10 protein-coding genes are annotated in these 13,890 nt (G+C 39.6%); 2 read left to right on the top strand and 8 right to left on the bottom strand.

Annotated features, from left to right (window positions below; all coding sequences use genetic code 11):
* The first annotated feature begins 674 nt into the window (after positions 1 to 674).
* Positions 675 to 1,595 carry a lysylphosphatidylglycerol synthase domain-containing protein gene (locus tag LC605_RS25885; protein ID WP_229550363.1) on the top strand — a complete coding sequence of 307 codons (921 nt, stop codon included), beginning with the start codon at positions 675 to 677 and terminating at the stop codon, positions 1,593 to 1,595.
* Positions 1,596 to 1,607: 12 nt separating this feature from the next.
* Here the strand turns inward: LC605_RS25885 and LC605_RS25890 are convergent, their stop codons facing one another.
* From LC605_RS25890 to LC605_RS25905, 4 genes are all read right to left on the bottom strand, one after another.
* Positions 1,608 to 2,930: a hypothetical protein gene (locus LC605_RS25890; RefSeq protein ID WP_229550364.1), complete on the bottom strand. Its 1,323-nt coding sequence runs from the start codon at positions 2,928 to 2,930 to the stop codon at positions 1,608 to 1,610.
* Positions 2,931 to 3,262: 332 nt separating this feature from the next.
* Positions 3,263 to 3,652: a hypothetical protein gene (locus tag LC605_RS25895; RefSeq protein ID WP_229550365.1), complete on the bottom strand. Its 390-nt coding sequence runs from the start codon at positions 3,650 to 3,652 to the stop codon at positions 3,263 to 3,265.
* A gap of 166 nt (positions 3,653 to 3,818) precedes the next feature.
* Positions 3,819 to 4,847, bottom strand: coding sequence for a 2-hydroxyacid dehydrogenase (locus LC605_RS25900; protein WP_229550366.1), 1,029 nt, complete (start codon positions 4,845 to 4,847; stop codon positions 3,819 to 3,821).
* A gap of 226 nt (positions 4,848 to 5,073) precedes the next feature.
* On the bottom strand, positions 5,074 to 6,747 hold the full coding sequence (locus tag LC605_RS25905) for an alpha/beta hydrolase (protein WP_229550367.1): 1,674 nt from the start codon (positions 6,745 to 6,747) through the stop codon (positions 5,074 to 5,076).
* Positions 6,748 to 7,156: 409 nt separating this feature from the next.
* Here LC605_RS25905 and LC605_RS25910 point away from each other — a divergent pair, with 409 nt between their 5' ends.
* Positions 7,157 to 7,609, top strand: coding sequence for a hypothetical protein (locus LC605_RS25910; RefSeq protein WP_229550368.1), 453 nt, complete (start codon positions 7,157 to 7,159; stop codon positions 7,607 to 7,609).
* Between the two features lie 233 nt (positions 7,610 to 7,842).
* Here the strand turns inward: LC605_RS25910 and LC605_RS25915 are convergent, their stop codons facing one another.
* From LC605_RS25915 to LC605_RS25930, 4 genes are all read right to left on the bottom strand, one after another.
* The gene (locus LC605_RS25915; RefSeq protein ID WP_229550369.1) at positions 7,843 to 8,808 is read right to left on the bottom strand and encodes a DUF928 domain-containing protein; all 966 of its coding nucleotides are present in this window, start codon (positions 8,806 to 8,808) and stop codon (positions 7,843 to 7,845) included.
* 31 nt (positions 8,809 to 8,839) lie between these two features.
* Entirely contained in the window at positions 8,840 to 11,191 is a 2,352-nt protein-coding gene (locus LC605_RS25920) for a CHASE2 domain-containing protein (protein WP_229550370.1), read from the bottom strand.
* 386 nt (positions 11,192 to 11,577) lie between these two features.
* Positions 11,578 to 12,798, bottom strand: a complete 1,221-nt coding sequence (locus LC605_RS25925; protein WP_267868668.1) for a glycosyltransferase family 2 protein — start codon at positions 12,796 to 12,798, stop codon at positions 11,578 to 11,580.
* A 142-nt stretch (positions 12,799 to 12,940) separates the two neighbouring features.
* Positions 12,941 to 13,890 (bottom strand): CpsD/CapB family tyrosine-protein kinase (locus LC605_RS25930; protein WP_229550371.1); only part of this gene is annotated, 950 nt, incomplete at its 5' end.

A 13,890-nucleotide genomic window follows, 5' to 3' on the forward strand; every position in this document is an offset into this window, starting at 1 on the left:
TTGTCGGATCATACCGTTGAGTACTAGGTGCTTGAGCGTCCGGTTGTGGTGGCTGTGTTGCTATTCCTGGAGCGCCACAAGCCTGTGCCATAAATAGAAAGATCCCTGCTAAGAAAACAGTTAAAACTTTCAAGGGACGAATGTTTTTCAGCCAATTCATTGCTTTTTTCATACTTCTAACTCCTTGCATTTTTCTAACTAAGTTAAACTTCAACCAAGGTGGCATTTGAAATTAATTTTACATCCAAAGCATCCAGATAAAAATATGATTTTATCTGTCTAAGTAAGTCGGCTTCAAAAAACTAACCTATGTGAAAAAATGTAAAATCAGTAAACAACTTAGAAATTCGTTGTTCTACAGTTTTTATAAAACTAAACATACATAGGTTTTATCATGCCGAGTTACTTAATCCTGCATTTTGTTGTAATTAAGGTCTTACTTAGGATATAAATATTAAAATGCCGTTGACCTCTAGCGCAGGTCACATTTTAAGTAGTAGCAAAACAATATTTTTATCTAACTCTAGAGAGATATAAAATAAAGTAATATAGGTTTCGTAAAAAGAACTACATTAACCTGTTTAATACTTCAAAAGCTTTGGATCGGTAGCTGAAGTACTGTAATAGTTGAGGTATTCAGCCCTTGTTGCTCTAACCGTTAAATTACTAAATCCATGAAGCAATTTTTACGCTGGATAATTTTGGGGGGAACGCTGTTTTTTTTAGGGAAAGCTCTGAAGGATAATTGGATTGAAGTGACTGCTATCCGCATTGATGGGGTAGGATGGGCAATAATGGCGATCGCCACAGGGATAACATTACTAGCACATACTTGGGCTGGCTGGATCTGGACTTGGATTCTGCAAGAGTTAAATCAGCCTGTATCATCTCCCCAATTTATCCAAGTTTACCTCAAAACGAACATAGCTAAATATTTACCAGGTAATATCTGGCATCACTACGGGCGAATTGTAGTTGCCAAAAATGCCAATATTTCTGCTGGTGCAGCCACCTTAAGCGTTTTGCTGGAACCGCTACTCATGCTAGCGGCTGCTTTAATCATTATTGTCCTATGCAGTAGCCAATTTGCGGCAGCTAATACTACCGTTGTTTTGCAAATACTACAATTAGTGAGTTTAGCTGTAGTCCTTTGTGCAATTCATCCTTGGTTTTTAAACCCAGTTATTCGCTTTTTGTACAAATTGAAAGCAAAAAAGTCTGTTACTAACACTGAACCAACTCTTCCCTTCAGTCTTAAAAGCTACCCCCTACGACCTTTGTTAGGAGAATTGGGCTTTATGGGACTACGCGCCACAGGGTTTATATTAACTATGTTTGCGCTGAGTTCGTTGAATGTGAATCAAATTCCTTTGTTGCTGGGGGCTTTTAGTTGCGCTTGGTTGTTGGGGTTTATCATACCGGGGGCCCCTGGTGGGTTAGGCGTGTTTGAAGCGACTGCATATGAACTTTTACGACACCACTTTCCAGCTGCTTTAGTATTTAGTGCGATCGCTCTATATCGCCTCATCAGTATTCTAGCTGAAACTGCGGGTGCTGCTTTGGCTTGGTTAGACCAACGCCTCGCTAAATCATGAATCAGGCAAAATTCATTTCTGTCTATCTACTTTCATCTGTGAAAACACACGATAAGCATCCAAATTTAACTGAGAATTACTGCTTTGCTCATCTTCTTCCATCTTAATCAGGTTGTATTCTACATTTTCTGCATAAATTGCAAAGGTAATATTAAAAATCTCGATAAAATTTATTAGTCCATGACATTCTTCTTCTGGATACTGTTCGTAAAAACGAATCAAATGAGCAATCCGACTTTCTAAATGCTTGCGGGAATTTAGACAAATCAAAATAATTTTTAACAATATAATTACCAATGTTAAAGCATGACCTTGAGTAAGCAATAAGATAAATAATAACGAAGGTTCTTTACAATTTTCTGTTGTCAAGCAATCAATCACTCGGTTACAGGTTCTCAGAAACAATTCTTTATTAATAATTTCTTGATTATAATCCGTCTTCCATAGGGATAAACTATCTGCAAACTGCTGCCTTAAACTTTCGACTGATTCGGGATTTTCTACAGAGAAAAATAGATATTTTTCCAGATTTATTTTAAATTCTTCAAGAGTTTGATTTTCAGTTTGCTTGATAAATATATGGGCAATATTTTCATGGCTAAACACACCTCTTTTTAAGACAATTGCTTTGATTAAACGCAGAGTATGATCGCCCAAAATACTGGGATTTGTGTAGCGTGTTTTGCTTGATACGGCAGATTGAGAACGAGCAATATACATTGCTAGCTCAAACTTAAATTGGTCTTTTATCTGTTTAGAAAGCTGTCTAGCTGCCTCTTGTTGCTCTCTAGAATTTTTATCATTATTAGATTGATCAATTAATAAATAGGAACTATAGCGATTAGCCCAATGACCTTTAGATAATTCATCATGTTTTGTGACAAATAATTTCAGATCTTGGTAATCTTTACTATTAACAAAATTTCCTATCCAGGTTTTGCAAATCTTTACTATTGCAGGATTTTGGGTCTTAGTCTTCAGATTATCATTAACAAATAAATTCACTAATTCTTGGATATATTTGTCTTTTCTGTTGGTTTTCCAATTATTAATTATGATGTAGCAGCACCGTTTAAGTGTATTATGTAACTCCTGTTCATTATCATCCAGAAAAATGCCGTATATTCCAGGTATATAATCAGAATGCTCGGAATCAAGACCGTCAATAAATAAACCTTTGAATTCGCGTAAAACATCCCCTGGTGGCAACTTTTTGACAATTTCCACAAAGAAGCTATAAACCTCCTCTTGTGCAATTTGCACATTTAGTTGCCTAGAGTTCAATGCAAGATAATCGGGTTCTTCGTCACTAATTGATAAAGGATTAGCGGTCATTCCAGTTCTCAATAAAAAAGGCTTCCTGTTCATATTATTATCAGCTTAACTTGGCGAATAGTAACGTCAATCTATTCTTCAAAGATTCAGCAATATTTTTACACAAATTTGATAAATTCGGACTATTAATAAAGTGTTAAAGACGAAAATTTTAAAGCTTTATGAAATACTTCAGTAAAATTACTTAACTTATAATAGACTAATTGAGGATGCATATTCATGATCCAAAACTTTAAAGTAATGGAGAGGCGATCGCATTTGAGTAATTAGGAGTGCGATCGCTTCTCGAATTGGGGAATTCGGCATACCCTGTGGAACAAGGGTAATGGGGATTAGTCAGCTTTACGTTCTTTCAGCACTTGATCTAGCAAGTTTCTAGCAGGTTGTGCTTTAGCCAACGCTACTTGATGGTCATTATAAGCACGAACAAGACGAGAAAGACTGCTCACACCTGCCTTAAGTTGCTCAAGTTCTTCAGCAGCAACCAGTTCTCCATCAAGCATCCGTCCAATCAACGGTTTGATATCACCCACTTCCTGGCGGACTTTTTGCAGCTTTTCTAGGGTGCTGAGTAAAGTTTTGAGTGAGTTTAATATATCATCAATATCCTGAGCATCCTCCACTGGCTTAGGTGAATTTTCAATTGTTAGTGTATCTTTGTCTGAAACTGTAGGCAATTGCTGTACAGACGTTTCAGTTGTAACCCCACTTGATCGTGCCATCAACGCTTCCTCAAGGAATTTTCCTCAGTGTATCGCTGATCTCAAATACAAAGTCGCTATTTTACATATACTTTCTTAGCGATCGCCAACCATTAGACATCTCCGAAAAAGAATTGTTTTGACGTAGCACTGCTACGTCTCTACAAGGGTTCTGGGTAACGCATATTTAATTTCTGGAGACGTCTATTACCTTCGGTGACGGTTGAGCGCGAATTTCATTTACACAAGGACGACCCTGTTCAACATCAGTAATATTAGCAAAAGTTGTTTCTGCAATATTGTGGAGAGCTTCTGCTGTAAAAAAAGCTTGATGTCCAGTAATGAGTACATTCGGAAATGTTGTCAGACGCTGGAAAATATCATCTTGAATAATTTCACCAGACAAATCCTCAAAGAATAATTCCGATTCTTGTTCGTATACGTCCACACCAAGATAGCCAATTCTACCAGACTTCAACCCCTCAATTACTGCTTGGGTATCAATCAGCGCTCCTCGGCTAGTATTAATTAGCATTACACCTGGCTTAATCTGTTCTATAGCCTCAGCGTTAATCAAATGATGCGTTTCGGGAGTCAGTGGGCAATGCAAAGAGATAATATCGGAGTTGGCAAATAGCTCAGGTAGTTCTACATACTTTCCACCTAGCGCCTCCAGTTCTGGATTGTGATAAACGTCATAGGCGAGTAGGTGACAGCCAAACCCCTTCATAATCTGTCCTAAAATCAGACCGATTTTGCCGATGCCGATAATCCCCACTGTGCGCTCATGTAAATTAAATCCCAACAGTCCATCTAGGGAAAAATTGCCTTCTCGGACACGGTTATAGGCCCGATGAATTTTGCGATTTAGACTCAAAATCAATCCTACGGTATGTTCTGCTACCCCATAGGGTGAATAGGCAGGAACACGCACAACAGTAATTCCTAAATCTGCGGCGGCTTGTAAGTCTACATTGTTAAACCCTGCACACCGGAGGACAACCAGGCGAGTTCCCCGTGAAGCGAGAAGTTCTAAAGTCGGGGCATCAACCTGGTCATGTACAAATACGCAAACCGCCGGAAATCCCGCAGCAAGGATGGCCGTATCCCGATTTAAACGGGGTTCAAAAAACACTAACTCGTGTTGGGTGGGAGAATTTACTGTTGACAAAAACTGCCGATCATAGGCTTTTGTACTGAAAACTGCGACTTTCATCTAAAACCTCAAACTTTATGCTGTAGGTGTTGGAGTACATAATAGCCTGATGTTTATAATAGCAATGTCTACGACGAGCGTAGCTGCCCTACCTTTGAACCATCGGATATTTGTTTAATAGACATAGGAGTAAAAATGAATTGTTTTGACGTAGCAGTGCTACGTCAAAACAAGGGTTCTGGGTAATGCATATTTAATTTCACTCCTATGTCTAATGAGAAGTTCTTTATTCATCAACAAATTTTTTGACCACTGCCATTGCATCAGGAGGAATCTGCCTAACTAGGCGAAATGGAAATGCGGCAGTTGAGGCAAACTGGGCATAATCTGATGTCAAAAAGATAGCATAGTTTTTAGCTTCTGGAGTCAGCTGTGCAGCAAAGGCCAAAGCTATAGCTTTAACATACTTGCGGACATCTGCTGCTTTTTCACCTACAACTTCACCGCCACTAATCGGTGTATTTGGTTTCCCTATCTGATCCAAAGTGGTACTGGGGTCTTTTACACTTAGATGAGTACCCCCAATAATACCAACTAGCCATTTTGGTGATGGGATTTTGTTAAATCCCACAATCTGTTCAGTTAAAGCTGGGGTGGTTTTATCTCCGGAACCTGCTAACACTAGGGTAGGAACTTGCACCTTAGTTAATCCAGTTTCGCCAAAAATCAGAGAAGTTGTAGGATTGAGAGCGATCGCCTGTTTTATTCTAGTATCCCGTAGTCGATAGGTATTTTCTGGTAGTTCTTGAGCGATGCACTGCATAGCTTCTCCCAGACTGAAGATAGCCAAGTTCTTTTTACAACGTTGTTTGAGAGGTTCCAGTTGAAATTCGGCTCCAGCAAGTGCTAAAGCTGTACCACCACCAAAAGAATAGCCAATGACCATCGCTTTATTGGTTGCAAGTTTCTCTTGCAGTGGATGATTAGCCGTTTGGTTGAGCTTTTCTAATTCGTCCAGAACAAAACTAATATCTTGAGGACGATTTAAAAACTCCTGAGGCTTTACAATTCTGGTTTTGCCTTGTAATGCTGAGTTAGTATTTGTCTCATTACTACCGGGATGTTCTAAAGCTGCTACGACATAACCGTGGGATGCTAGATGTTCGGCTAGGTAACGCAAGTCCGTACGGACTGATCCCAAGCCGTGAGAAAAAACAATTATTGGTTTGTGGGGAGTTGCAGTAGTTGACCAGTAAATATCAACTGCAATTTTGCGATCGCGCTTTTGGTCATTCAGACTCAAGTTGAGTATTTTTACTTGAGCTATTCCTGCTTGGCTGGGATCAAAAGGGAAAGCAATCTGCGGTGTTCTGGGGTTGAGTTCGGGAGCGATGTCTGACGACAAGCCGCTACCCGTCAACGCTAGCATAAATTGCTGGGTACGCCAAAAAGCCGTATTCAAACTCCTTGCAACGATAAAAGCCTGTGGTAAATCAATTTCTAGGCGTTTACTAGGATAAGCCGCGATAAAACTCAGTATAGAAAGACCAGATGGTGATGTAGAACCTAATACCAATCCTGCTCTCAGTGCTTGTACCCCAGCTTTGTCCTTTCGGGCTAAGGCTGTAGCGAGGTCATTAAGAATAGTTGTGCCAATCTGACTATTAACTAACCTATTAACAGTGACAACATTCATCGGTATATTCGTCCGCAGCGCCCCCAACAGGAAACGGCGTTGTTGTTCAGATAATCCTTGAACGTAAGGCTGCAAACTCTCAGGTAAGTAGCCAGTTTTTGCAGCCTTTTGCAACTCTGCAAAGGAGATGGATTCTGTAAATAAACCCAGACGCAGAACAACTGTGTCAGCCGCAATGGCCGAGGTATTTGCCCCCAACTGTGTAAGTGCAATTGCGCCAAAAAAACCCGCAATTGTCTTAAGACTTATCCAACTTCTTCCCATAACCTTTTATACCAATTGCTACTTACGGGAATATAACGGATATTTGTGTATTTGACTACCCCAATAATTCCCTAGAAATAAAATCAGATTTTTTTCTCTACTTGATCACGACGTCTACGATGGGCTGCGCCTACGCCTTGATCTCCTCAAGGTATTTCCTGATGCAAACAGAGCTACATCAAAAGTATAACAAAAGCAGCAAATTGTAGAATTCATCACAGCTAAAAATTTGAGCATAAATCAGTGTTAACAGCCACAAAAACCCGATTGTTTGTCAGCTAGGTTTAATACTGTAACGTTTTGTTTTCGCTTTTTAGAAGGTGTTGCAGGTGGATAGTCTTACTGCTGTGGCTTCACTATCATTACTCATCAAATTCTACCAGCCACACCAACAATTTTTCTTGGCTTTATGCGTCGCAGACTCCGCTATCTTTTAATTTTGCTACTCTCGCTGAGTATTATTACACTGTGGTGGCCTGTGAATGATTCTGATTGCAATTTCGATGGTTTATTAGCATCAAAAACTACAAAATTTCAAGTACAGGCTACCAAGGTTATTGTTCAGCCGTGGCGTGGTCGTCACCATGTATATGGAATCTTTATGATTCCTGATGAATACAAACAAGCTCCATTTTTTCTGGTAACAGTCCAAGGTGCTGGCAGTTACTGTTCAAAACAATTTGGTCATAAAAAAAACTTTGATAATATTTTTGCTGAACCAGGAACTTATCTGGTGAGGAAGTTTATTAGAACTCGAACAGTTCTGCGGCTCATGCTCCAAGGTTTTTACTTTCACCTCAATGATAAACAGAATTGGACGTTGACTTTCCCTCAACTAAAAGTTGGTCAACATAATTCGTAATTATAGATGTTTTTCAGCTAGTAGTCTGTCAAGCTAACTTTGACGAGTGAGACACTTCTTAGAGGATGTTTTAAAAGTCCTATTGTCGGTAGAAAAACGTTTTAGATCCCCCTAAATCCTCCGATGAATTGGGTGACTTTGATTCTTCCCCCTTTTTAAGGGGGGTTAGGGGGGATCTAAAAGTGCCTAAAATTACAGCCCGCCACTTTTAAAACATCCTTTTAGTAACACTCTTATTTTTCCAAGTTGTAATGCTGTACAATTGGCTCTTTAGCAATGTCTTGCAAGCCAACTGCATTTAATAAGTCCACCCAATCTTTATTAAGAGTTGCATCCTGCGGATTTGCGCGGCGCAATTGACCTAAATTAGTTAAGGCATCGTACCAAATATTATTGACACTATAGGCAATGTACTCCTTTGGTTTTGCTGCCTCCAACTGACTATCAAGAGCCTGTGTCAGCACCTGCTTTTCTAAAAACCCATCTACATAAAAATTGTCAGATGTTTTTTCTGGATCACCACAATAAATATGAAAGTACCAGTGATAATATTTTTGATCTGCTTTTAAATAATATTGCGGTTGTGCTGGCAAAGTAATGCTGATTATCCCCGGTTTTGCAGACAGAGTAAGAGGTCTTCGATATATCTCCTGTACATCTTTACCATCTTCATCTTGTACTTGTAACACGAATTCCGCATAACGCGCGGTTTCACGCAGATCAGGAACATAAAACCAAAAAGTTGGATTTTCTGCAATCGTTGATGCCAAGATTGATTTCCCTCCATCACCAGGTACCAAAGCAGTAAAACGTGTCAGAGAGTTAGGACACTCAGGATTGCGGCCAGCCCCTGCTCTGCGCCGACCTGTAGGTGCGCCGTTTCTGGGCAAATTCAGTTGCTCAAAAGATTGGAGGGGCAAATTTTTAACAGTGTTTTGAATCGAATTCGGAAGCTGACTTCTCACGGGATCTGGAAAACCTCTCTTTTGCAAGGAGAGAGGCTTTGAATTCTTCCCCAACCCTTGTAGAGAAACTTGATCGGGGGTTAGGTTTCGCCTTAGTTTTTCCATATAGCGTGAAAAATCAGAATTCGGAAGTTGTGCCTGCACTGATTGCGAGTAACTGATCAAACTAATCAATACCAAAGGAATTACGCAAGCATTTTGAATTGGTTGGATTAGTAATTTTTTTATAATCATGATAAAAATTTCATTTGCCTTTGGCAACATCTTAATGTCTTATCTTGTTAAGATGAGAACGTCTAAACCATGAAATTACCGCTACTTGGGTGACTAGCAACGCTAATGCTGAGGGGATAAATGGCACCCATCCAGCCAATATAAAAATGCCAAAACATAACCCAAATAGTGTCAAAAGTGTTACCATCACTACCAGTCCCCGGTACAGAGGTTTTGAATAATACCACGCTGTAATACCTCCTAGCAATGACCATCCCCATACCCAAATTGTCTCCATCCATCCAGACCACCACCATAACAAAGGTCTGCGGTCTAAGACTGCGCTTAGGATTTGACTTAACATCTGCGCCTGTACAAACACCCCCGCTATTTGTTTTTGCTTTGGTTTTACATTAGCACTGAATGGTGTTTTCCAATAATCGTTCGTATTGGTGGGGGCAGAAAGACCAATAAGAACAATGCGGTCTCTGAGTAATTGAACTGATTCTAATGGAATTTTTTCATCTAATACATCTCTCAAACTAACTTGCTCGGCAATTTTTTCAACAGAGGGGAGAGAACGATAATTCAACAATATTTGATAACCAGATGCATCCACTTTTTGATAGCCGCTAGTGTGTTCGTTTAATTGCTTAAACACAACATTACCAATCTGTAAATAACCTTCTTTTGTAACATTTGATGTTTGTCCTTCTTTATGTAAATAATCAAGTGCTAGTTGTAGACTAAAAGCGTATTTTGTGGTACATAGAGATGTTGGGGGAGGAGCCAAATGTAAAAGCTGGCGACGAGCAATAACTTCATCATCTGCAACAAAATCACTAAAGCTTAACCGTTTCTTTGAAACTCCAGAAGGTGGGGGAATACCATCACTCTCACCATCATCATCAGTAGTCGCAACTTTGCACACAAAAAATAGACGATTATCCTCCTTAAAACGAGCAGCTAAATTTGGATATTTAGGATCTACAACACCATTACGGTAAATATCTAAACCGATAGTTCGTGGTTCGTACTTATTTAATTTCTCCAATAGTTGAGCAAGTGCTTGGTCAGATAATGACCATCGCATTTGCATTCCTTTATTCATTTGGTACTGAATATCTGCTTCATCAATAGTAATAATTAAAATCCGCTCATCAGGTTGTTCAGTGACAAGTTGCGATCGCAATTGCATAAAATGGTCAAAAGCCTGTAATTCCGACGTTTGCAGATAACCCCAATACCGCACCCCGATCACCAAACTTGTTACCAAAAAGCTTGCCAGCAATATTGTCAAAAAACTCTTGGTGGTGAGCATCTTTCGGTGCAACTGCCAAGTCATTGGTGCTTCCAAGGGATTTTGGCAAATTACTGGCAACCAAGTTGCACAAGGATATTTATCTTCTATACCTTCGAGCCTTTTTCGCGCCGAGCGCAGTGCAGAGTATAAAGATTGCCCACTAGAAAATTCTGTTAAAAAATGCTTTAAAAATTCCTGTGCTACCAAGTCTGGGACTGGTTCGCGCATGACAATCACTTGGGGAATGTGTAAATCCTCTAATGCTTCTGCTAAACCTAAGCCATCGCAGGAATTAAAAATTGCCAAGCGCAATCCGCTCTCAATTGCTTTTTTGAGTCCATATTTTAATCTATCTAGAGTAATGGTCGTACTTTTATTTATTTGTAACACTCCAGTTTCTTGGCTGTAACTATGTCCAGCAAAAAATAGAATATTCCAACCTTTTTCCCAAAGTTCGTTACTTAACTCTTTTCGTTCTGGTTCTACCAAAAAATTTATTTTAGCTTGTTTTGATAGATTTTCTAAAAATCGCTTATCCTGACTAATATCAATTCCTTTACTATTGCCAAAAATCGCTAATATTTTAACTTTATTTTCTTGAGTATATATTTTATTTGACGCCTGTGGTTCTAATGAGCTAAGTGCTACTTCGGCATTTGGATAATCTTCAAAAAAGTTCCACAAATGCCAAGGTATACGCCGCAATAATTTATCAGAAGTTGCAATCATAAAACAAATTTCTTCATTTGGATTTAATTGCGTGCGTAACTTTTGATCGATTTTGCGAAACTGCCTTGAGTTTAGCCAAATATTAATTATAGATGATAATTCCTGACATAAATCGTTAAATTCGACTTCCGAAAAATTTGTAACATTAGTCTCTTCGATTTCGAGACGTAGACGCCAACCATAATAGCGATAGAGAGCCGAGTATAGTATTTGCCAATTTCGATAAAGTTGAGGAATTTCTGGTGCTGCTGGCAAACTACCGCGAAATTCCATCGCACGTGGCCCATTTGGAAACCCAAGTTGAACTGTGACATCAGGAAACCCTTTGTAGAGGTCGCCCTTACCCAAATTCAAAACAACTAACTTACTCATTAGACTCCGAGAAAAAAAGCGTCAGATGACATTACTCTTATATCAGTCAGGAATCAAAAAATTATGAAGACTTTAGGGACTTCCAGGAAATAAAATATACGACTAATAAAAATGATAATCCTTATTAAGGGGGAGAGAGGCTGCCAACAGCAGCCTCTCTCCCCCTTTTTGTAGTAAATTCAGTAGATCACAAAGTTTTTTAGAACCCCTGCCACATGGACATTTCAACAAAACACCCAGACACTATAAAATAGGCTATTAATCAGCATTTCAGGGGATACCGTCAGTTGGGAGCAAAGCGATCGCCAATCTTTATACTGTCCGTTAGCTCATTTTTTGACTTAAATTGGGAATATGAAAAATTTATACCCATTATTATGCAATACTTAGTGCCGTTCGGCGGTATCCCTTTGCGTTCTAATCCATTTTGTTTGACGGTGCAATAGAAAAGCTAAATAAATTGGGATTTTCCACAGAATGTACAGAGGAACTGTTAAAAGCTTCTCCAATGGTAAGATAGTACGGCCAAACTTAACCCAAGCTCCAACAATTGAAGTAAAAATTAGAACCCCTTCTATAACAAGTAATATCGCTGGAATCCATGACGCTCCACATTCTGCTGCTAATAAGGCTCCTCCCATGCTAGCCGCCCAAAGCATTACTAACAGAGACAGGGGTGGTACACACAAATCTAGAGCGATCGCTAATAGGTCGAAACGTTTTTGACAAACAGCATCTTTGAATAGCTGAGGGACTTGCGTTAATGAAGTTTGCAGATGACCGTGTTCCCATCGTGTCCTTTGGCTTTGAGCTGCATATTTTTGTTGTGGGAGTACTCCTGTAACTTTTGCCTGGGAGCAAAATATTGGAGCGTATCCAGCCTTAGCAACATCCAAAGTCAGCTGCATATCCTCGACAATATTGTTACTACCCAAAGAGACTTTACAAATCACTGACCAGGGAAAAGCCATACCTGATCCTGTCAATAAACAAGGTAGCCCTAGTCGGTCTAACCCTTGTGGACGAACCAGGTTCTTAACCATAAAAGCCAGCATCGACACAGCGTCTTTAGGTTCTGGATTGTGTGGTTGCTTCATTAAATAACTTGCCTGGACTGGTCTACCCGTAGCACCTGCTAGACAGACTAACTGAGTTATTGTGCCCGAATGAACAATACAATCTGCATCAATCACTACAACCACATCAGGTGGATCTAATGCAATAAATCGCAGACCATAATCTAAGGCATATCCCTTGGCTTTCTGATTAGGTTCTTGTCGTTCGATCACTGTTACACCGAACCGACGGACAATAGCTGCTGTATCATCATCACAATTATCGGCAATTACTATTAGCCGATCCTGTGCCGTTAGCTGTGGTAGTAATGTTTTTAGCGTTGCACTAATTCCAGAGGCTTCATTATGAGCTGGAACCAATACATTAACTTTAGGTCGGGACGTAATAGTAGAGTATTTTGTTTTTTCACTAGAAAAGAGCGCTGCACTGCATTCAACAAAAAGTACAGAAATTGGTATAAAAATTCCAAGTGCAAGCACAAACAGGACAATCTCAAGAAATAAAATCACTTGTTGGTTAATAGTTATCATTGTCGATCTGCTTACCTTACGACAGAAAGCTTGATGAGAAGAGCTTCAATTTTTTTCTAAAGCAGGACTGACGCAAAACTATGAAAAAACGAACCGCATAGATGTGGCTGATCAGCCGTCCGAACGATCTATCTATGCTTTTTTAAACTTGATTAGCCACTATACCTAAGATTGGTAAGTTGGAAGAGTTTAATTGATTCAATACCTGCATGACTCCAGAGCGATGAGTTTTGCCAACTCTCACTACCATCAATAGACCATCTGTATCAGCAGCTATAAACTTGGTATCTGCAAAACCTAGCAAATGAGATGTATCATAAATCACTAAATCAAAATCTTTTTGGAATTCCTTGATTAAATGCTGCATCCGAGTAGATGCAAGCAGTCTGGTAGAGTCTGTTAGAAGTTGACCCGCAGTTAACAAAAACAGGTTATTATCCAAAGGCGATCGCTGAATGAACTGTTGAGGCTCCAAGTTTTCGCAAAGGATATTGCTTAGTCCTTGTAAATTAGGCAAACCGAGCGCAGTGTGAAGTTGAGGTTGACGTAAATTTGCATCTACCAACAATACTTTCTGACCCTTGATTGCTGCTGCTTGAGCTAGATGCAAAGCAGTTGTAGTTTTGCCATCATCACGTTCAGGAGAACAGACAACCAAAGAGCGGACAGGTGAATCGGAAGTCAGAAAACGGATGCTGGCGTATAAAGAAATAAAAGTTTCTAAAATTAGAGAAGCATTAGAATGTTCAACTCTATTTTTTTCACCACTTTCAGAGACTGCCGTATTTTTGGAAACTTGGCTTGTACTCAGAGCAAAAGAAGGCACTTCTAATACAGGCCATTCAGCCATTGCATCTCGAATATCCTCTGTGGTAGAGAAAACATTGCGAAATTTCTCTACAAGTAATGCAGCTCCCGTTCCCAGAATCAGACCCATAAACACTGCCATACCTAATTGTTTAGTAGCGTCATTGGGAACTGGAATGGGATTCCCCGCAAGATCACGCGGTATTATTGCCTCAGAAGCAATCTGCCAAGGCACTTCCTTTTGAGCTACCTCCACCCGCAAAGTTTCTCGCTGAACTAAAAGTT

The sequence above is a fragment of the Nostoc sp. CHAB 5836 genome (genome assembly GCF_020829445.1).
Lineage (GTDB): Bacteria > Cyanobacteriota > Cyanobacteriia > Cyanobacteriales > Nostocaceae > Nostoc.